Source organism: Aquabacterium fontiphilum (assembly GCF_009909205.1).
Lineage (GTDB): Bacteria > Pseudomonadota > Gammaproteobacteria > Burkholderiales > Burkholderiaceae_C > Aquabacterium > Aquabacterium fontiphilum.
The window spans coordinates 55854-74367 of sequence record NZ_JAAAPN010000012.1 but is presented as its reverse complement, the minus strand read 5'-3'; the positions used below and the strand labels follow the sequence as shown (position 1 = coordinate 74367).

At 67.3% G+C, this 18514-nt stretch carries 18 protein-coding genes and 6 tRNA genes; 5 read left to right on the top strand and 19 right to left on the bottom strand.

All coding sequences use genetic code 11. From position 1 onward, the window contains the following. Nucleotides 1–72 precede the first annotated feature (72 nt). Genes GTZ97_RS14175 through GTZ97_RS14160 form a run of 4 tightly spaced genes read left to right on the top strand, consistent with a single transcriptional unit; the run spans nt 73 to nt 2395 of the window. Nucleotides 73–909, top strand: a complete 837-nt coding sequence (locus GTZ97_RS14175; protein ID WP_236651228.1) for an acyl-CoA thioesterase — start codon at nt 73–75, stop codon at nt 907–909. Further along, nucleotides 902–1543: a chromate transporter gene (locus GTZ97_RS14170; RefSeq protein ID WP_161651296.1), complete on the top strand. Its 642-nt coding sequence runs from the start codon at nt 902–904 to the stop codon at nt 1541–1543. The genes GTZ97_RS14175 and GTZ97_RS14170 overlap by 8 nt, the downstream gene beginning before the upstream one ends. Further along, the gene (locus GTZ97_RS14165) at nt 1536–2075 is read left to right on the top strand and encodes a chromate transporter (RefSeq protein ID WP_161651295.1); all 540 of its coding nucleotides are present in this window, start codon (nt 1536–1538) and stop codon (nt 2073–2075) included. The genes GTZ97_RS14170 and GTZ97_RS14165 overlap by 8 nt, the downstream gene beginning before the upstream one ends. Before the next feature lie 38 nt (nt 2076–2113). Beyond that, on the top strand, nt 2114–2395 hold the full coding sequence (locus tag GTZ97_RS14160) for a GNAT family N-acetyltransferase (protein WP_161651294.1): 282 nt from the start codon (nt 2114–2116) through the stop codon (nt 2393–2395). A 31-nt stretch (nt 2396–2426) separates the two neighbouring features. On the opposite strand, the gene GTZ97_RS14155 is transcribed toward GTZ97_RS14160, so the two are convergent. Together GTZ97_RS14155 and GTZ97_RS14150 are read right to left on the bottom strand one after the other, a co-directional pair. Continuing rightward, nucleotides 2427–3677: a 3-deoxy-D-manno-octulosonic acid transferase gene (locus GTZ97_RS14155; protein ID WP_161651358.1), complete on the bottom strand. Its 1251-nt coding sequence runs from the start codon at nt 3675–3677 to the stop codon at nt 2427–2429. Nucleotides 3678–3749: 72 nt separating this feature from the next. Further along, nucleotides 3750–5138, bottom strand: a complete 1389-nt coding sequence (locus tag GTZ97_RS14150) for a phosphomannomutase/phosphoglucomutase (RefSeq protein ID WP_161651293.1) — start codon at nt 5136–5138, stop codon at nt 3750–3752. 137 nt (nt 5139–5275) lie between these two features. On the opposite strand from GTZ97_RS14150, the gene GTZ97_RS14145 reads away from it, so the two are divergent. After that, nucleotides 5276–5803, top strand: coding sequence for a MaoC family dehydratase (locus tag GTZ97_RS14145; RefSeq protein ID WP_201748300.1), 528 nt, complete (start codon nt 5276–5278; stop codon nt 5801–5803). Between the two features lie 77 nt (nt 5804–5880). On the opposite strand, the gene GTZ97_RS14140 is transcribed toward GTZ97_RS14145, so the two are convergent. From GTZ97_RS14140 to truA, 17 genes are all read right to left on the bottom strand, one after another. Further along, nucleotides 5881–5957: transfer RNA gene (locus GTZ97_RS14140), tRNA-Asp, on the bottom strand. Nucleotides 5958–6007: 50 nt separating this feature from the next. After that, nucleotides 6008–6083, bottom strand: a tRNA-Glu gene (locus GTZ97_RS14135). 60 nt (nt 6084–6143) lie between these two features. Next, a tRNA-Ala gene (locus tag GTZ97_RS14130) sits at nt 6144–6219 on the bottom strand. A gap of 87 nt (nt 6220–6306) precedes the next feature. Then, a tRNA-Asp gene (locus tag GTZ97_RS14125) sits at nt 6307–6383 on the bottom strand. A gap of 49 nt (nt 6384–6432) precedes the next feature. After that, a tRNA-Glu gene (locus GTZ97_RS14120) sits at nt 6433–6508 on the bottom strand. A 60-nt stretch (nt 6509–6568) separates the two neighbouring features. Continuing rightward, nucleotides 6569–6644, bottom strand: a tRNA-Ala gene (locus GTZ97_RS14115). 116 nt (nt 6645–6760) lie between these two features. Further along, nucleotides 6761–8185, bottom strand: coding sequence for a glutamate--tRNA ligase (gltX, locus tag GTZ97_RS14110; RefSeq protein WP_161651292.1), 1425 nt, complete (start codon nt 8183–8185; stop codon nt 6761–6763). A 29-nt stretch (nt 8186–8214) separates the two neighbouring features. After that, entirely contained in the window at nt 8215–9501 is a 1287-nt protein-coding gene (locus tag GTZ97_RS14105; protein ID WP_161651291.1) for an O-succinylhomoserine sulfhydrylase, read from the bottom strand. A 21-nt stretch (nt 9502–9522) separates the two neighbouring features. Continuing rightward, nucleotides 9523–11049, bottom strand: coding sequence for an amidophosphoribosyltransferase (purF, locus tag GTZ97_RS14100; protein ID WP_161651290.1), 1527 nt, complete (start codon nt 11047–11049; stop codon nt 9523–9525). Nucleotides 11050–11093: 44 nt separating this feature from the next. Continuing rightward, nucleotides 11094–11612: a CvpA family protein gene (locus GTZ97_RS14095; RefSeq protein ID WP_161651289.1), complete on the bottom strand. Its 519-nt coding sequence runs from the start codon at nt 11610–11612 to the stop codon at nt 11094–11096. Between the two features lie 22 nt (nt 11613–11634). Then, nucleotides 11635–12414, bottom strand: coding sequence for an SPOR domain-containing protein (locus GTZ97_RS14090; RefSeq protein ID WP_161651288.1), 780 nt, complete (start codon nt 12412–12414; stop codon nt 11635–11637). A 19-nt stretch (nt 12415–12433) separates the two neighbouring features. Next, nucleotides 12434–13813 carry a bifunctional tetrahydrofolate synthase/dihydrofolate synthase gene (gene folC, locus GTZ97_RS14085; protein WP_161651287.1) on the bottom strand — a complete coding sequence of 460 codons (1380 nt, stop codon included), beginning with the start codon at nt 13811–13813 and terminating at the stop codon, nt 12434–12436. A 130-nt stretch (nt 13814–13943) separates the two neighbouring features. Then, nucleotides 13944–14825 (bottom strand): acetyl-CoA carboxylase, carboxyltransferase subunit beta, encoded by an 882-nt coding sequence (gene accD / locus GTZ97_RS14080; protein ID WP_161651286.1) that lies wholly within the window; start codon nt 14823–14825, stop codon nt 13944–13946. A 2-nt stretch (nt 14826–14827) separates the two neighbouring features. After that, nucleotides 14828–15646 (bottom strand): tryptophan synthase subunit alpha, encoded by an 819-nt coding sequence (trpA, locus tag GTZ97_RS14075; protein ID WP_161651285.1) that lies wholly within the window; start codon nt 15644–15646, stop codon nt 14828–14830. After that, nucleotides 15643–16890: a tryptophan synthase subunit beta gene (gene trpB / locus GTZ97_RS14070; RefSeq protein ID WP_161651284.1), complete on the bottom strand. Its 1248-nt coding sequence runs from the start codon at nt 16888–16890 to the stop codon at nt 15643–15645. The genes trpA and trpB overlap by 4 nt, the downstream gene beginning before the upstream one ends. A gap of 43 nt (nt 16891–16933) precedes the next feature. Further along, nucleotides 16934–17590, bottom strand: coding sequence for a phosphoribosylanthranilate isomerase (locus tag GTZ97_RS14065; protein WP_161651283.1), 657 nt, complete (start codon nt 17588–17590; stop codon nt 16934–16936). Nucleotides 17591–17680: 90 nt separating this feature from the next. Further along, entirely contained in the window at nt 17681–18514 is an 834-nt protein-coding gene (gene truA / locus GTZ97_RS14060) for a tRNA pseudouridine(38-40) synthase TruA (RefSeq protein ID WP_161651282.1), read from the bottom strand.

Sequence of the window (18514 nt, the reverse complement as noted above, 5' to 3'; positions counted from 1 at the left end):
GCGCCAGCAAAAAAAGCACGATCGTTCGATAATGGGCCCGTTCCAATTCATTTGCACGTCACGGGCCCGACCATGAGCGACCAAGCAGCCAACTCCATGACCCCGCTGAAACAGATCCTGGCGCAGCGCACGCGCGAGGGCGCCCGTGTGCGCTTTGTCGGCACCCCCGACTGGCAGCAAGGCCGCACCACCTTCGGCGGCGTGCTGTCGGCCCTGGCCGTGCAGGCCATGCGCGACGTGTGCGGCAGCGACTGGCCCCTGCGCGCACTGCAGACCAACTTCGTGGGCCCGGTCGCGCCGGAGGCCTTCGAGGTCGAGGTCATCCTGCTGCGCCAGGGCAAGAACATCCGTCAGGTTCAGGCGCGCGTCCTGCAGGTCGACGCAAGCGGCACCGAGCAGGTCGGCGGCGTGCTGCTGGGCGTGTTCGGCACGGGCCGCGCCTCGGCCCTGCCCGAGTTGCGCCCCGCGCAGGACGAGGTGGCCCGTACCGCCGACCAGGCTGCCGCCTGGCCGTACATCCCCGGCGTCACACCCGCCTTCACACAGCACCTGGAGCTGCGCCATGCCGAGGGGGGCGTGCCCTTCAGCGGCTCGACCGAGTCGCACAGCCGCACCTACGTGAAGCTCAAGGATGGCGAAGGCGTGGACGCCGAGCTGCAGGCCGTGCTGCTGGCAGACGCCGGCCCCACCCCGGCGCTGGCCATGCTGCAAGGATTTGCGCCGGCCTCGTCCGTCTCGTGGGCGCTGGAGCTGCGCCCCGTGGAGGTCGGCGATCCGCAGGGCCTGTGGCGCATGGACAAGGACGCACTGGCCACCGGCGAGGGCTACGTGAACGAGAAAACGCTGCTGTGGACGCCGTGCGGCCAGCTGGCCGCGCTCGGTTACCAGGTCGTGGCCGTGTATGCCTGAGGACACGGCGGCGCCCGGCGCGACGGGCGCCGCCCTCGCCCAGCCGCGCTCCAAGACGGAGTTGTTCGTGGCTTTCACGCTGTTGGCGCTGCAAGGCTTTGGCGGCGTGATTGCCGTGGCCCAGCGCGAGCTATGTGAACGCCGCCGCTGGCTGACGCCGCAGGATTTCGTGACCCTGCTGGCCGGCGCGCAGGTGCTGCCAGGGCCGAACGTCTGCAACCTGTCGCTGATGATCGGCGACCGCTTCTTCGGCTGGCGCGGCGCGCTTGCGGCGCTGGGCGGCATGATCGCCGCGCCCATGGCCCTGCTGCTGCTCCTGGCCTGGCTGCTGGGCCACGCCCAGGCGCTGCCCGGCTGGGAAGGGCCGCTGCAGGGTGCGCTCAAAGGCATCGCCGCCGTCGCGGCGGGCCAGATCGTGGGCACGGTGCTGCGCCTGGCCGCGCCGCTGAAAAACCACGTGCTGGGCGCGCCGCTGAGCATGGGTCTGGCCGCGCTGGCCTTCGCCTTGATGGCGCTGTTCAAGCTGCCGCTGCTGTGGGTGCTGCTGGGCCTGGGCGGCCTGACCTGCGTCGGCACTTACCTCTTGCTGCGCCGCCGATCAGCGCATGGCGCCGGCCCCGCACACCATGGCTGACGCCCCCCTTACCCTGGCCGATCTGGCGACGCTGTTCGGTCATTTCCTGACGCTGTCGCTGATGTCGATCGGCGGCGCCATCACGCTGGTGCCTGACATGCACCGCCGCCTGGTGGACGACGGCGGCTGGCTCAGCGACGGGGACTTCACCGCCGCCATCGCGTTGGCGCAGGCGGCACCCGGCCCCAACGTGCTGTTCGTGGCGCTGCTGGGGTGGTACAGCGCCGGTCTGGCGGGCGCGCTGGTCTGCATGCTGGGCATCATGCTGCCCTCGACCACGCTGGCACTCGCGGCCTCCCGCTGGGTGGCCAACCGCCGTCACTGGCTGAGCGTGCAGGCCTTTCAGGCGGGCATGACGCCGGTCACCGTGGGGCTGCTGCTGGCCACCGGCTGGCTGATTGCCCCCTCGCCCACGCAGGCGCGCGCCTTGCTGCTGAGCGTCGCGGTCGCGGGCCTGGTGTGGCGCACCCGCGTTCGCCTGATCTGGCTGGTGGCTGCCGGTGCCACGCTTGGCGCACTGGGCTGGGTCTGATCAACCCGCGCGCCCCTCCATCACGCTAGCATCCCACCATGAGCACCGACATCCAGATCCAGCACCGCCCGGAAATCGGCCGGTTCGAAGCCATTGTCGACGGCCTGCGCTGCGAGGCCGACTACCAACTTGACGGCACCACCATGCTGATGACGCACACCGGCGTGCCGCGCGAGCTGGAGGGGCGCGGCATCGCAGCCCAACTGGTCAAGGCCGCGCTCGCCTGGGCCCGCGAGCAGGGGCTGCGCGTGCGGCCGCTGTGCAGCTATGTGGACGCCTACATGCGCCGCCACACCGAGTGGCAGGACCTGCGCGCCTGATCCGCCCCGGTCGCTGCAGGCAACCCCGCGATCAGGCGATCAGCGGCAGCATCTGCTGCACCATGCGCTCGGCCGCGCCACGATGAGCGGCGGCGAACGCCCGGGCCCGCTGCGACGCATCCGCATGACGGTCGGGCGTGCAGGCTTGCTCGGCCCGCGCCACCGCCTCGGGCCAGTCGGCCACGCGCCAGGCCGCCCCTGCTTCCTCGCTGAGCGCCGCCGCGTCGGCAAAGTTGAAGGTCGATGGCCCCATGATCACCGGGCAGCCACAGGCCGCCGCCTCGATGAGGTTCTGCCCGCCCAGTGGCTGAAAACTCCCACCCAACAGGGCCACGCGCGCACTGGCGTAATACGCCGGCATCTCGCCCATCGAATCGCCCAGCCACACCTCGGCTGTGAGGGCCTCGGCATCGGGCTGATCGCCGGCCCAGACGCTGCGTCGTGACAGACGCCAGCCACCGGCTTGCACCTGCTGCGCCACCTCATCAAACCGCTGAGGGTGGCGCGGCACGATCATCAGCCGCGCCCAGCGCGCACCGTCCACCGCCTGCCAGGCCGCCAGCAGACCGGGCTCTTCACCCTCTCGCGTGCTGGCTGCCAACACAATGGGCCGGCCCGATGCCTCGGCCCATGTGCGCCCGCGCACCAGCAAGGCTTCGGGCGGCGTCATGTCGAACTTCACATTGCCGCATACCTGCACACGGGGAGCGCCCATCTGCCGCAGGCGCACGGCGTCGTCGTCCGTCTGCGCCAGCACCAGCCGCAGGCTGCGCGCAGCCGGCTGCATCAACGCGGCCAATCGCCGCCCTTGCCGCAGGCTTTTCTCGCTGAGCCGCGCGTTGGCCAGCACCATGGGCACGCCCTCGGCCTGCGCCCCGTGCTGCACATTGGGCCAGACCTCGGTTTCCATCAGCACGCCCAGCGCAGGTCGGTGGCAGCGCAGAAACCGCCGCACCGCGCCCGGCGTGTCATACGGCAACCAGGTCTGCACATCCCCGGCCTGCAGCAGGCGCACGCCCGCCTCGCGCCCGGTGGCCGTGGTATGGGTCAGCAGCAGGCGCATGCCCGGCAAGGCCGCGCGCAGCGCCCGGATCAGCGGCTCGGCCGCACGGGTCTCGCCCAGCGAAACGGCATGCACCCAGACCATGGGGCCTGCACCGCCGCTGCTGTTCAGCTGATCGCGGTAGGCCGCGCCATACCAGCCCAGCCTCTGGGGCCAGTACGCGCGATAGGTGGGCTCTTCGCGGCCCCGCGCCCACACGCGCCACAAGTAGGCGGGCATGCCCAGCCGCAGCACGGCCGAATACGCCTGGCGTGCGAGCCAGGCCTTCACTGCGCCAACCACGCAGCCGGATCAGTGGGCCGAGGCGCCCACATGCGCGTCGGGCTTGACGGCCAGAATGGCCGCCATGAAGTGCTGCTGGATGCGCGCCAGCGCCTCGGGCGTCTGGCCCTCGAAGCGCAAGACCAGCACCGGCGTGGTGTTCGATGCACGCACCAGCCCGAAGCCGTCGGCGTAGTCGGCGCGCAGGCCGTCGATGGTGGTCATCTCGGCGCCATCGAAACGCGCCGTCTGGCGCAGCTTCTCGATCACCTCGTGGTGTTCGCCCTCGGCGCAAGGCACGTTCAGCTCGGGCGTGCTGTGGCTGGTGGGCAGCGCATCCAGCACGGCGCTGGGGTTGTCGGCCTTGCTCAGGATCTCGAGCAGGCGCGCAGCGGTGTACGTGGCATCGTCAAAGCCATACCAGCGCTCGGCAAAGAAGATGTGGCCGCTCATCTCGCCGGCGAATGGGGCGCCCGTTTCCTTGAGCTTGGCCTTCACCAGCGAATGACCCGTCTTGTACATCAGCGGCTGGCCACCGGCCTCGCGGATGGCCACGGCCAGACGCTGGCTGCACTTCACGTCGAAGATGATGGGCGCGCCGGGCACCCGCGTCAGCACGTCGCGCGCAAACAGCATGATCTGTCGATCGGGGAAGATGTTGTTGCCGTCCTTCGTCACCACGCCGAGGCGGTCGCCGTCGCCGTCGAAGGCCAGGCCCAGATCAGCGCCCTGTTCCTTCACCGCCCGGATCAGGTCCTGCAGGTTCTCGGGCTTGGAGGGATCGGGATGGTGGTTGGGGAAGTCGCCATCCACTTCGGAATACAACTCGGTGACCTCGCAGCCCAGGGCGCGCAGGATGCCGGGCGCCGAGGCGCCGGGGATGCCATTGCCCGAGTCGACGACGATCTTCAGGGGGCGAGCGAGCTTGCAGTCGCCCACGATGCGCTGGGTGTACTCGGGCAGGATGTTCAACTCCGTCAGGCTGCCCGCGCCAGTGGCGTACTCCTCACGCTCGATGCGTTGACGCAGGCCCTGGATGTCGTCGCCATAGATGGCGCGACCGGCCAGCACCATCTTGAAGCCGTTGTAGTCCTTCGGGTTGTGGCTGCCCGTGACCTGGATGCCGCTGTGGCAGCCCTGATCGCCCCGGGTGGCGGCCACGTAATACAGCATGGGCGTGGTCACGGCGCCCAGGTCGATCACGTTGATGCCGGTGCTGCGCAGCCCCTTGATCAGCGCGGCGCTCAGCGAGGGGCCCGACAGGCGGCCATCACGGCCCACAGCCACGGCCTGCTCGCCCAGCTTGAGCGCTTCGGTGCCGAAGGCGCGGCCCAGGTGCTCGGCCACGGCTTCGCTCAAGGTCTGACCGACGATGCCCCGGATGTCATAGGCCTTGAAGATGGAAGCGGCGACTTGCATGGTGGTCCTTTGCTGAAATTGGTTGTGATGTGCTTGCCGCCTGGAGAGCGACGATGGCCCCGATTGTAGGGACCCCACGATGACGGTTTGCAAAACGCGCGCCTGCGCCACCGTGTCGAGCGCACTAAGATGGACCAATGACACACGCATCCCCACCTGATCCAGCCGCCCCGGACACCGCAGCGCGTACCCCGCGCTGGTATTGGGAAGACTTCACCGAAGGCTTGTCGATGACGTTCGGTCCGCGCCGCATCGAGCGTGACGAGGTGATTGACTTCGCCCGGCAGTTCGACCCCCAGCCCTTTCATCTGAGCGAGGAAGCGGGCAAGGCCTCGTTGTTCGGCGGACTGGCCGCCAGCGGCTGGCACACGGCCGGCATCGTGATGCGCTTGATGTGCGACGGCTTTCTGCTGGACTCATCCAGCCTGGGCTCGCCTGGGCTGGAGAGCCTGCGCTGGCTCAAGCCCGTGCTGGTGGGCGACGAGCTGCGAGCCCGCATGACGGTGTTGGCCTCGCGCCCGATGAAGAGCAAGCCGCATGTGGGGCTGGTGCAGACGCGCTGGGAAGCCATCAACCAGCGTGACGAGGTGGTGATGACCATCGAAAGCTGGGCCATGTTCGGGCGCCGTACGCCGGGCGAGACACCGCACGCACCGGGCCTGTGACCCCCGAGGGGCGCGCGCAGCCATCGCGGCGCCCCAAGCAAAAAGCCCTGATGGCGAACCATCAGGGCTTTGCAATTTGGCGGAGTGGACGGGACTCGAACCCGCGACCCCCGGCGTGACAGGCCGGTATTCTAACCGACTGAACTACCACTCCGCGTCGGTGACGACTTCAGTTGATTGCTCAACCCAAGCGCCGTCAAAACTTGGCGTCCCCTAGGGGATTCGAACCCCTGTAGCCACCGTGAAAGGGTGGTGTCCTAGGCCTCTAGACGAAGGGGACTTCATCGGTGCAAATTGTCTTGAACGGAATCCATCTCGCTACCGGCCGGCGCCACCAGGATGGTGGAGGTAAGCGGGATCGAACCGCTGACCTCTTGCATGCCATGCAAGCGCTCTCCCAGCTGAGCTATACCCCCATCGTGTTGCCACAACAGGGCGCCGCACTGGCACCGAGACTGACTCTGTTCGACGCTGCTGTGTCACCAGCAACGCCATCAAATTGTTGGCGGAGTGGACGGGACTCGAACCCGCGACCCCCGGCGTGACAGGCCGGTATTCTAACCGACTGAACTACCACTCCGCGTCGGTAACGACTTTGCTGACTTGCGCCAGCCAAGTGCCGTCAAACTTGGCGTCCCCTAGGGGATTCGAACCCCTGTAGCCACCGTGAAAGGGTGGTGTCCTAGGCCTCTAGACGAAGGGGACTGAATCCTTCACCTCTTGTACGACGCTCTGCCCGACACTGCAACCCGGCACCAGTTGAACTGGTGGAGGTAAGCGGGATCGAACCGCTGACCTCTTGCATGCCATGCAAGCGCTCTCCCAGCTGAGCTATACCCCCTCGAGAACCTGTCTTGCGACGGATCTGTCGGTTTGCCCGGCTGCCTTGTGTCTCAAACAAGGCGTCGTTCAAGCGAGACCAAGAGTATATACCGATTTTTCGAGCGCCTTCAACTCTCAGTCACATTTGCGCAACCGTTGCACGACAACATCACGGTCGAACAAGGCCAGCACGGCATCGACCGAAGGCGTCTGCGCGCGGCCACACACAAGCAGGCGCACGGGGATGGCCAGTTGAGGCATCTTCAGACCGAACTCGGTCAACGTGTCCTTCAGGGCCTGGTTGATGGCTGCAGCCTCCCAGCCACAGCCGGCCAGACGCGAGGCCAGTGCGGCCACGGCCGGCTTGACCGCATCGCTGAGCTTCTCCGCCAGTTCGGCTTCAGGCGGCTGCACCTCGCTCACGTACATGCTCAGCCAGTCGGCCAGCTCCACAGTCGTGGCGCAGCGGTCTTTGAACAGCGCGCACATGGCGGCAAGACGGGCGTCATCCAGCGTTGCGGTGTCCACGCCACGCTTGGCGAACTGCTCGCGCACCAGCCCCGCCAGCATCGCGTCGTCTGCCGTCTTCATATGCTGCTGGGCCACCCAGCGCAGCTTGGCCTCGTCGAACTGGCTGGCGCTGCGCCCCAGGTGGTCCAGGTTGAACCACTCGATGAGCTGCGCGCGGCTGAAGATCTCGTCGTCACCATGGCTCCAGCCCAGACGCGCCAGGTAGTTCACCAACGCATCCGCCAGGTAGCCTTCGTCACGGTATTGCGTGACGGGCTTGGCGCCATGGCGCTTGCTCATCTTCTCGCCTTGCTCGTTGAGCACGGTGGGCAAGTGAGCATAGACAGGCGGCTCCTGACCCAGGGCCCGCAGGATGTTGATCTGGCGCGGGGTGTTGTTGACGTGGTCGTCACCGCGGATCACATGGGTGATGCCCATGTCCATGTCGTCGACCACCACGCAGAAGTTGTAGGTCGGCGTACCGATGATGTCGTCGCTGTCGGCAGGCGCCGGGCGAGCGATGACCAGGTCATCAAGTTCGTCGTTACTGATCTCGATGCGACCCTTGACCTTGTCCTGCCACACCACCGAGCCCCCTTGGGGGTTCTTGAAGCGCAGCACGGGCTTCACACCAGCGGGCACGGGCGGCAAAGTCTTGCCGGGCTCCGGGCGCCAGGTGCCGTCGTAGCGCGGCTTTTCCTTGTTGGCCATCTGCCGCTCGCGCAAGGCATCAAGCTCGGCACTGCTCATGTAGCAGGGGTAGACCAGGCCTTGCGCCAGCATCTGCCGCACAACCTCCTTGTAGCGGTCCATGCGCTGCATCTGGTAGTACGGGCCCTCGTCGTGGTTCAGGCCCAGCCACTGCATGCCCTCCAGGATGACATCCACCGCCGCTTGCGAAGAGCGCTCTTCATCGGTGTCTTCGATGCGCAGGATGAACACGCCCTTGTTGGCGCGCGCAAAGGCCCATGGATACAGGGCCGAGCGGATGTTGCCCAGATGGATGAAGCCAGTGGGCGAAGGGGCAAAGCGGGTGCGGACTTGGGTCATGTGGGGATCAGGCGATCTTCAGGCGCTGTTCAAGCATTCAGGGTGTCGAGACCTCGGGCCAGGTCGGCCGTGAGGTCGTCGATGTGCTCCAGGCCCACGGCCACGCGGATCATGCCCTGCGTGACGCCGGCAGCCAGGCGCTGGTCTTCGGTGAGGCGCCCATGTGAGGTGCTCGACGGGTGCGTGATGAGGGTCTTGGTGTCGCCGAGGTTCGACGTGATGGAACACAGTCGGGTGTGGTCGATCACATGAAACGCGGCCTGACGCAGCCGTTTGGCCTCGCTGCTGAGCACAGCCGGGGCCGGCACGGTGATCGCCCCCAGCGCCGGCTTGACGGTGAACGACACCACGGCCCCGCCGCTGCCGTTCTGCTGAGCCATGGCCAAGGCATGCTGCGGGTGGCTGGGCAGGCCTGGGTAGAACACCTGGTCGACCTGGGGATGCTGCTCCAGCCACTGCGCCAGCTTGAGCGCGTTGGCGCTTTGCGCCGCCATGCGGATGGACAGGGTTTCGAGCCCCTTGAGCACCACCCAGGCGTTGAAGGGCGACAGCGTCATGCCCGCGCCGCGCAGCGTGGTCATCAGTGGGCCGTTGATGATGGCATCGGGCCCGCAGATGGCCCCGGCCAGCACCCGGCCCTGCCCGTCGAGGTACTTGGTGCCTGAGTGGATGATGAGGTCGGCCCCCAGGTCGACCGGCTTTTGCAGCGCGGGGGTGCAGAAGCAGTTGTCCACCGCCAGCAGCGCCCCTGCTGCGTGGGCGATCTCGGCCAGCGCGCGGATGTCGCACACCTCGGTCAGCGGGTTGCTGGGCGTCTCAGCGAACAGCAACTTCGTGTTCGGTCGCATGGCCGCGCGCCACTGCTGCACGTCGGTCTGCGACACAAAGGTGTTCTCGACGCCGAACTTGCCGAACTCGCGCTGCAGCAGCGTGATGGTCGAACCGAACACGCTTTGCGAACACACGATGTGGTCACCGGCCTTGAGCAGCCCCATCACCATCAGCAAGATGGCACTCATGCCGCTGGCCGCGGCAATGCAGGCCTCGGTGCCTTCGAGCGCGGCCAGCCGGCGCTCGAACATCATCGTCGTGGGGTTGGTGAAGCGCGTGTAGACGAAGGCTTCTTCTTCGTTGGCAAAGCGCGCGGCGGCCGTGGCCGCGTCCGGGTGGTTGAAGCTGCTGGTCAGAAACAGCGCTTCGGAGTTTTCACCCCATTGCGTCGGCGGCAAGCCCTCGCGCACGGCCAGCGTCTCGATGCGGGCATCGGCGGGCAGATCCTTGCGCGGCAGGCGTTTCTTGTCGTCAGGTGCAGCCATGGGGCGCTCCGGTGTTGGGTCTCAGTCGGCGCGATTCTGCAGGGCGAGGCGCGAGTTGGTCGCCTCTTCTTCGTCCTTCTGCGTCAGCCGCTGCGATTCGATGGCGGCGAAGTCGGCCGCGCTCACATCTCCGGTGATGTAGTGGCCATCGAAGCATGACGCCTCAAAGCCCTGGATGGACGGGTTGAGCAGGCCCACCACCTTCTTCATGGCCTCGACATCCTGGTAGATCAGCGCATCGGCGCCGATGATCTGGCGCACGTCTTCGGTCGTGCGGCCATGGGCGACGAGTTCGCTCTTGGTGGGCATGTCGATGCCGTACACATTGGGAAAGCGCACCGGAGGCGCGGCCGAAGCCAGGTAGACCTTCTTGGCGCCGGCCTCGCGGGCCATCTGCACGATTTCTTTCGAGGTGGTGCCGCGCACGATGGAGTCATCGACCAGCAGCACGTTGCGGCCCTTGAACTCCAGCCCGATGGCGTTGAGCTTCTGGCGCACGCTCTTCTTGCGCACGCCCTGCCCGGGCATGATGAAGGTGCGGCCCACGTAGCGGTTCTTCACGAAGCCCTCGCGGTAGGGCTTGCCCAGCTTCTGTGCGAGCTGCATGGCCGAGGGGCGGCTGGATTCGGGAATGGGAATGACCACGTCGATCTCACTGGGCGGCATGGTGGAGATCACGCGCTGGGCCAGCGTTTCGCCCATGTTCAGGCGGGCTTGGTAGACCGAGACGCCATCGATGACGGAATCGGGGCGGGCCAGATAGACGTACTCGAACATGCAGGGGTTCAGGCGCGTCTGTTCGGCGCACTGCTCGGCGTGCACCAGGCCATCGAGGTCAATGAACAGCGCTTCACCCGGCTGCACATCGCGGATGAACTTGTGGCTGGTGCCTTCCAGCGCCACCGATTCGCTGGCGACCATCACCTCACGCCCTTCGGGCAGATCGGCCTCGCCGTAGCACAGCGGGCGGATGCCGAACGGATCACGGAAGGCCACCAGGCCATGGCCTGCGATCAGCGCGATCACGGCATACGAGCCCTTGATGCGCTTGTGCACCGCACGCACGGCCTTGAACACCGCAGCCGGGGTCAGCGGCAACTCGCGCCCTGCGAGCTCCAGCTCGTGGGCAAACACGTTGAGCAGCACCTCGGTGTCGCTGTCGGTGTTGAGGTGGCGGCGGTCGATGTTGAACAGCTCCTTGCTCAGCGCGTGCGCGTTGGTCAGGTTGCCGTTGTGCACCAGCACGATGCCGAAAGGGGCGTTGACGTAGAAGGGCTGGGCCTCTTCTTCGTTGAACGCATTGCCGGCCGTGGGGTAACGCACCTGGCCGAGGCCCGCCGTGCCGGGCAACGCGCGCATGTTGCGGGTGCGGAAGACGTCCTTGACCATGCCGCGCGCCTTGTGCATGAAGAACTTGCGGCCCTTGGCATCCGGTCCGGCCGTGACGATGCCGGCTGCATCCTGACCGCGATGCTGCAGCAGCAGCAGCGAGTCATAGATCAGCTGGTTGACCGGCGCCTTGGAAATCACTCCGACGATGCCACACATGATTCACCTCTCAAAAACACGCATTCGATCCGATTGATGCCGACTCAGGTCGGCAGAAAAGGCAGCACCTCGGGCGGCAGCATCGGCCGCATCTCCACCAGTGCTGCCTGCAGCCAGGCCACACCCACAGAGGCCTGCCACACATCCAGGCGCGCCAGGGGTGTCATGCTGACCAGCACGCACACCAGCAGGGCCATCACCAGCCCGCGCAACAGCCCGAACCCTGCGCCCAGCACGCGGTCGGGCGCACTGAGCACAGAAGCCCGCACCAGCCGGCTCACGAGCCAGGTCAATGCAGACCAGCTCACCCAGGCCAGCACAAAGGCGACCACCATGCCGGCCACGGCATTGAGCATGCTGCCCGCTTCGCCGATGGGCAGAAAAGCCGCCACGGTATCCCCAAACAATCGGGCGGCAAGGTAGGCCACGACCCAGCCCAGCAGCGCCAGCACTTCGGTCACCAGCCCGCGCCAGGCGCCGACCAGCACGGAAAACACCAGGCTGCCCAGCAGCACCCAGTCCAACCAGGAGCCGCCGGCCGGCAAAAGCGTGGCGGTGCTCATCTCCATCGGCTGTCCTCGCCCCTCACAGCGTCAACACCTTGCCATCAAGGCCGGCCTTGCGCAATGCCGCCAGGGCCTTGTCGGCTTCGGCACGTGTGGCGTAGGGCCCCATGCGCACGCGCGTGCGCTTGCCATCCGGCGTATCGACCTGTTGCGCATAGGTCTGGATGCCCAGGCGTTCCAGCTTCAGCCGGGCGTCACGCGCCGCCTTCGGGTCAGCAAAGGCGCCGAACTGAACCACATAGCGCTCACCCGCCCGTGCTTCGACCGGCTTGCTGGCCGCTGTGGCACGCGATTCAGGCGGCTTGGCCACCGCAACAGGCTGTGGCTTGGGTTCCGGCTTCGGCTCTGGTCGGGGTGCAGGCTTCGGCTCGGGCTTCGGCTCGGGCTGTTGGCGGGGCTCAGGCCGCGCTGCTTCGGGCGCAGGCGCCGCGGCCGGCCTCGGCGCGTCTGCCTGCACCGGCGCGGCCGTCTCAATCGGCGTCTCGTCGACCGGCGGCACATTCTCGATCGGGACAGGGGCCATGGCCACGCGCGGCGCGGGCAACACGGCACCGGCCGCCGGCGCGGACGCCCCGGCGCGGCTCACCTGCACGTCGGGCGACACCGGGCGCGGCTGCGTTTCCAGAAAGGTGGGAAAGATCACCATGCCCGCGCCCACCAGCACCAGCATGCCGATCAGCCGGCGGCGGGCGCGCACGCGGGCAGCCTCGACGTCGGCCGGGGTGGCCACAACCGGCTCGGCACCCGGGCGGGCACCCACCGCGCGGCGGGCGCGCTGAATAAGGGACGACAGCGACATGAATGCGGGGAAAAACGTCTCAACCGCCGGCGGCATCGGAGCCGGCGGCGGGCATGTGGGGGGCGTTCAACCGTGGCAGACCCTCGTGGAGCACGCCACCTACGGTGTAGAACGACCCGAAAACCACGATTCTATCCGCCGGGTCTGCCGCCGCCAGCGCGGCGTGCAGGGCGGAGAGCGGGTCCGGGTGGGTGGTCAGTTGTTCGGCCGGCAGCGTGGCCGAGGCGCTCGCCAGCCGTGCGGCCCGAATGGCCTCACCCAACTGCGCAGCCGAGGCCGCGCGGGCGGTCGGCAGGTCGGTGCAATACCAGGCATCGACCAGGGGCAACAGCTTGTGCAACATGCCGGGCAGGTCTTTGTCGGCCATGGCGCCCCACACGGCGTGTGTCCGCGGGAAGAAGCCCATCTGGTCGAGGTTGGCGGCCAGCGTGGCCGCCGCATGCGGGTTGTGGGCCACATCCAGGATCAGCGTGGGCTGGCCGGGCACGATCTGGAAACGCCCTGGCAGCTCGACCGTGGCCAGGCCTGTGCGCACCGCCTGCGCCGACACCGGCAGACGGTGGCGCAGCGCCTCCAGCGCAGCCAGCACCCCGGCCGCGTTGAGCAGTTGGTTCGCCCCGCGCAGCGACGGGTAGGCCATGCTGTTGAAACGCTTGGCCCGCCCGCCCCACGACCACTGCTGGCGGTCGCCTGCGTAATTGAAATCGCGCCCAAAAACCCACAGGTCGGCGCCGATGGCCTCCGCATGCGCGACCACGGAGGCTGGAATCGCCGGATCCGACACCACGGCCGGCCGGCCGGCGCGCATGATGCCGGCCTTCTCACGTCCGATCGATTCGCGGTCGGGCCCGAGGTACTCCATGTGATCCAGATCGATGCTGGTGATGATGGCGCAGTCGGTGTCAACCACGTTGACGGCATCCAGACGTCCGCCCAGCCCCACTTCGAGGATGACCGCATCCAGCCCGCTGGACGCCAGCAGGCGCAGGATGGCCAGCGTCGTGAACTCGAAATACGTCAGCGCCGTCTCGCCTCGGGCCGCCTCGATGGCCGCGAAGTGCGGCACAAGGTCATCGGCCTTCACGGGCTGCCCCATGATGCGACAGCGCTCTTCGAAGTGCACCAGATGCGGCGAGCCGTAGACACCCACCCGGAAGCCGCCGGCCAGCAAGATGCCCTCGAGCATGGCGCAGGTCGAGCCCTTGCCATTGGTGCCGGCCACGGTGAAGACCACGGGTGCGCCCTCGGCAGGCTCATGGCCCAGGGGCGTGCCCAGCGTCACGTCCGCACGCTGCCAGACGGCGCCGACCCGTTCCAGCCCCATGTCGATGGCAACCGGGTGAAGTCGCTCGCAATGGGCGAGCCACTGGTCGAGGGTCTGAGGCACGTCAGGGGTCATGGCACGGGTCACACAACGTGATGGACGGAAACAAACAAAACGGGCTGCCACACGCAGCCCGTCATGGTGCCTGCAAACCGCACGGCGCGTCGGCCAGCGGGCCGATGTCCATGCGTGCAAGCTGGAGGGGTCAGCTCGACAGTGCGACGGCGTCGGCGGGCTGGCGCAGCAGGATGGCCAACTGGCGCGCCACGGCCAGGCGCATCTCGCGCCGGTCCATGATCATGTCGACCGCGCCCTTCTGCATCAGGAACTCAGCGCGCTGGAAGCCCTCGGGCAGCACCTCGCGCACGGTGTTCTCGATCACACGGGGGCCGGCAAAGCCGATCAGCGCGCGGGGCTCGGCGATCACCACATCGCCCATGAAGGCAAACGAGGCCGACACGCCGCCCATGGTCGGGTCGGTCAGCACGCTGATGTAGGGCAGTTTCGCCTTGGCCAGGCGTGTGAGGGCCGCATTGGTCTTGGCCATCTGCATCAGGCTCAGCAGGCCTTCCTGCATGCGCGCACCGCCCGTGGCGGTGAACGAGATGAACGGCGTCTTCTGATCCACAGCGGTTTCGACACCGCGCACGAAGCGCTCACCGACCACCGAGCCCATCGAGCCCCCCATGAAGTCGAACTCGAAGCAGGCGGCGACCACCGGGATGCTGTGCACCGAGCCGCCCATCACGATCAGGGCATCGGTCTCGCCGGTGGCTTCCATGCCTTGCTTGAGGCGCTCGGGATACTTGCGGCTGTCCTTGAACTTCAGGGCGTCGACCGGCAGCACCTCCTGGCCGATCTCGTAGCGGCCTTCACCATCGAGAAAGGCGTCCAGCCGTGCGCGCGCGCCAATGCGATGGTGGTGGCCGCACTTGGGGCACACGTTGACATTCGCCTCGAGGTCGTTCTTGTACAGGACGGTCTCGCACGAGGGGCACTTGACCCACAGGCCCTCCGGCACCGAGCGGCGCTCAGCCGGATCGGTCGGCTGGATCTTCGGGGGCAACAGTTTCTCAAGCCAACTCATGGTCATCCTTTCAGGGAATCAAGCGCCACGCGGATCTCGGTGATGAAACCACGTGCTGCAGCCACCACGGTATCCGGTGTCTGCGTCTCCAGCAACTGCACGATGCGGGAGCCAATCACCACGGCATCGGACACCGCCGCGACCGCCTTGGCGGTCTCCGCGTCGCGGATACCAAAGCCCACACCCACGGGCACGTTCACGTGCGCCTTGATGCGAGGCACCATGTCGGCCACCGCCGAGGTGTCCAGGTGACCCGCACCCGTCACGCCCTTGAGCGAGACGTAGTAGACGTAGCCCGCGGCCACGCGGCCGACATCGGCCATGCGTTGCTCGGTCGACGTGGGCGCCAGCAGGAAGATGGGCGCCAGGTCGGCGGCCTTCAGGCGGGCGGCAAACTCTTCACATTCTTCGGGGGGGTAATCCACCACCAGCACGCCATCCACCCCCGCCTCCTTGGCGTCGCGCACGAAGCTGCCGGTGCCATGGTGCAGGTCGTAGCACTCAATCGGGTTGGCATAGCCCATCAGCACCACAGGCGTGGTGGCATTGCGTGCCCGGAAGGCCCGCACGTCGTTGAGCACGTGGGTCAGGGAAATGCCCTTGGTCAGCGCGCGCTCGGCGGCCTTCTGGATCACCGGGCCATCGGCCATCGGGTCAGAAAACGGCACGCCCAGCTCGATGATGTCGGCACCGGCCTCGGCCATCGCCAGCATCACCTCGACCGTCTGTTCGGGGAAGGGGTCGCCACAGGTGATGTAGGGAATCAGCGCCTTGCGGCTGTTGGCCTTGAGCGCGGCAAACGTCTGGTCGATGCGGCTCATGCCTGCCCCCCCTTCACACCCAGACCGCGGCACGAAGGTCGGCAGTAGAACTCGGCGCCGGTCAGGTCGGCCACGGTGCCGATGTCCTTGTCACCCCGGCCGGAGAGGTTCACCAGAATGTGCTGATCCGGCCGCATGGTGGCGGCCAGCTTCATCGCATAGGCCACTGCATGGCTGGACTCCAGCGCCGGGATGATGCCCTCGGTGCGGCACAGGCGGTGGAAAGCGTCGAGCGCTTCCTTGTCGGTGATGCCGACGTACTCGGCGCGGCCGATGTCCTTCAGGTAGGCGTGCTCGGGGCCCACGCCCGGATAGTCGAGGCCAGCCGAGATCGAGTGCGTCTCGGTGATCTGGCCATTTTCGTCCTGCAGCAGGTAGGTGCGGTTGCCGTGCAGCACGCCCGGCACGCCCTTTTGCAGCGACATCGAATGCTTGTTGCCCTCGTAGCCCTCGCCCGCCGCCTCGACACCAATCAGGCGGACCTGCTCGTGCGGGATGTACGGATAGAAGATGCCCATGGCATTCGAGCCGCCACCCACGCAGGCAATGACAGCATCCGGCTGACGGCCGATCGCGTCAGGCATCTGCTTGAGACACTCTTCGCCGATCACGGACTGGAAGTCGCGCACCATCGCAGGGTAAGGATGCGGGCCCGCCACCGTGCCGATGATGTAGAAGGTGTTCTCGACGTTGGTGACCCAGTCGCGCATGGCTTCGTTGAGCGCGTCTTTGAGGGTTTTGCTGCCGGATTCGACCGGCACCACCTTGGCACCCAGCAGGTGCATGCGATAGACGTTGGGCGACTGGCGCTTGACGTCTTCGGCGCCCATGTAGACCACGCACTCCATGCCATAACGGGCGCAGATGGTGGCCGTGGCCACGCCGTGCTGACCCGCGCCGGTTTCGGCGATGACGCGCGGCTTGCCCATGCGCTTGGCGAGCAAGGCCTGGCCGATGGTGTTGTTCACCTTGTGGGCGCCAGTGTGATTGAGGTCTTCGCGCTTGAAGTGGATCTGCGCGCCGCCCATGTCCTGGCTCAGCCGGGCTGCGTGGTAGATCGGGCTGGGGCGCCCGACGAAGTTGGCCAGCTCGCGGCGGAACTCGGCCTGGAACTCGGCGTCGTGGCGGTAGTGCTCGTAGGCATCCTTGAGCTGGTTCAGCGCGTGAATCAGCGTCTCGGACACAAAGGTGCCGCCGTACGGGCCAAAGTGGCCGCGGGCGTCGGGCTGTTGGTAGTTCAGCATGTGTTTCTCAGCATTCGTTCCGCAAAGGCGTGGTCGGCCGCGCTCATGCCGCTTCGGCGCAGCGCCGGTCGGCCGCCCTCACGGCCGCGCAGAACTGGCGCATGCGCTCGGCATCCTTGATGCCCTTGGCCGCTTCCACGCCCGAACTGACGTCCACGGCCCAGGGCCGCACCCGCCGCACCCCCTCCTCGACATTGCCGACGTGCAGACCGCCGGACAGCACCAGGGGGCGAGACAGACCTTGCGGCAGCATGGACCAGTCAAAAACCTGGCCTCCTCCACCGTAGCCGTCAACGTGGGCGTCCACGAGAATGGCCTGTGCGGTGGGATGAGACAGGGCGAAGTCTAACAAATCGAAACCGGGCGCCATCCGGGCGGCGCGGATGTAGGGCCGCCCGGCAGCCAGGCAATCTTGAGGCGTTTCGTCGCCATGGAACTGCAGCAGCGCATGGGGCACGGCGTCCAGCGCCTGGGCCGTCAGCGCAGCCGACGCGTTCACCAGCAACACCACCGGCGTCACAAACGGTGGCAAGCGCCGGGCCAGCTCACCCGCCCGGCGCGCGTCCACGTGGCGGGGGCTTTTTTCATAGAGCACAAAGCCGATCGCGTCGGCACCCGCATCGACTGCCGCATCCACATCGGCTTCACGGGTCAGCCCGCAGATCTTGATCCGCGTGCGGTGAGAGGGAGACGGTTGCATCCGGTCTGCGGGCCGGGCAGCCCGCGGGGTGTCAATCACACCATTGTCTCAAATTACCGGCCAGTCGCCCAGCCCGCGGTGCCTGGCCCTTCAGGCCGGCAGCCAGTCCATCGCCGGCACATGCTCGGGCAGGCCCCAGCTCGGGTCGTAACGCGGGCCCAGAAAGTACAGCCCGTCGGGCGCAAACGTGGGCGCCGCCACCTTGCGATCGCGCGCATCGCGCACCGCAGCCACCCAGTCCGGCGGTTGGTTGCCCATGCCCACCGTGAGCAGGCAGCCCATGATGTTGCGGATCATGTGGTGCAAAAAAGCGTTGCCCTCGAAGTCCACCCGCCAGTACGCGCCTGCGTGCCCCGCCCGCTCACAGCGCCGGACGACGATCTCGCGCAGGTGCTTGACCGGCGTGGGCGACTGGCACATGGCCGAGCGAAACGACGAAAAATCGTGCTCGCCGATCAGGTGAGCTGCGGCGGCCTGCATGGCTGCCCCGTCCAGCGGGCGGAACACCCAGCCCACCCGCCCTGACTCCAGCGCCGGGCGTACCGCCGATTCGAGCACGATGTAGGCGTAACGCCGCCCCACCGCACTGTTGCGGGCATGAAAGGCCGGCGACACCTCGCACGCCCACTGCACGGCGACGTCAGGGGGCAAAAAGGCGTTGGTGCCCCGCACCCACGAAAACGGTTCGCGGTTCAAGGGCGTATCCAGGTGGACGACCTGGTTGATGCCGTGCACGCCCGCGTCGGTGCGGCCCGCGCACATCACCTTGTGCGGCACCACGGCAAACGCGGTCAGCGCGGCCTCAAGCGCATCCTGTACGGTGCCGCCACCAGGCTGACTCTGCCAGCCCTTGTAGGCCGTGCCCACGTAAGAAACGCCAAGGGCGACCCGCCGGGTCGCCCCTGTCACCGGTTCAGGGTGCAT

Coding starts and splice junctions, on each gene's coding strand:
- truA (WP_161651282.1), bottom strand. CDS start 18,514: ATGCACCCTGAACCGGTGACAGGGGCGACCCGGCGGGTCGCCCTTGGC.
- accD (WP_161651286.1), bottom strand. CDS start 14,825: ATGAGTTGGCTTGAGAAACTGTTGCCCCCGAAGATCCAGCCGACCGAT.
- GTZ97_RS14090 (WP_161651288.1), bottom strand. CDS start 12,414: ATGTCGCTGTCGTCCCTTATTCAGCGCGCCCGCCGCGCGGTGGGTGCC.
- purF (WP_161651290.1), bottom strand. CDS start 11,049: ATGTGTGGCATCGTCGGAGTGATTTCCAAGGCGCCGGTCAACCAGCTG.
- GTZ97_RS14155 (WP_161651358.1), bottom strand. CDS start 3,677: ATGCCCGCCTACTTGTGGCGCGTGTGGGCGCGGGGCCGCGAAGAGCCC.
- GTZ97_RS14175 (WP_236651228.1), top strand. CDS start 73: ATGAGCGACCAAGCAGCCAACTCCATGACCCCGCTGAAACAGATCCTG.
- gltX (WP_161651292.1), bottom strand. CDS start 8,185: ATGACCCAAGTCCGCACCCGCTTTGCCCCTTCGCCCACTGGCTTCATC.
- GTZ97_RS14105 (WP_161651291.1), bottom strand. CDS start 9,501: ATGGCTGCACCTGACGACAAGAAACGCCTGCCGCGCAAGGATCTGCCC.
- GTZ97_RS14150 (WP_161651293.1), bottom strand. CDS start 5,138: ATGCAAGTCGCCGCTTCCATCTTCAAGGCCTATGACATCCGGGGCATC.
- GTZ97_RS14145 (WP_201748300.1), top strand. CDS start 5,276: ATGACACACGCATCCCCACCTGATCCAGCCGCCCCGGACACCGCAGCG.
- trpA (WP_161651285.1), bottom strand. CDS start 15,646: ATGAGCCGCATCGACCAGACGTTTGCCGCGCTCAAGGCCAACAGCCGC.
- GTZ97_RS14165 (WP_161651295.1), top strand. CDS start 1,536: ATGGCTGACGCCCCCCTTACCCTGGCCGATCTGGCGACGCTGTTCGGT.
- GTZ97_RS14095 (WP_161651289.1), bottom strand. CDS start 11,612: ATGAGCACCGCCACGCTTTTGCCGGCCGGCGGCTCCTGGTTGGACTGG.
- GTZ97_RS14160 (WP_161651294.1), top strand. CDS start 2,114: ATGAGCACCGACATCCAGATCCAGCACCGCCCGGAAATCGGCCGGTTC.
- trpB (WP_161651284.1), bottom strand. CDS start 16,890: ATGCTGAACTACCAACAGCCCGACGCCCGCGGCCACTTTGGCCCGTAC.
- folC (WP_161651287.1), bottom strand. CDS start 13,813: ATGACCCCTGACGTGCCTCAGACCCTCGACCAGTGGCTCGCCCATTGC.
- GTZ97_RS14065 (WP_161651283.1), bottom strand. CDS start 17,590: ATGCAACCGTCTCCCTCTCACCGCACGCGGATCAAGATCTGCGGGCTG.
- GTZ97_RS14170 (WP_161651296.1), top strand. CDS start 902: ATGCCTGAGGACACGGCGGCGCCCGGCGCGACGGGCGCCGCCCTCGCC.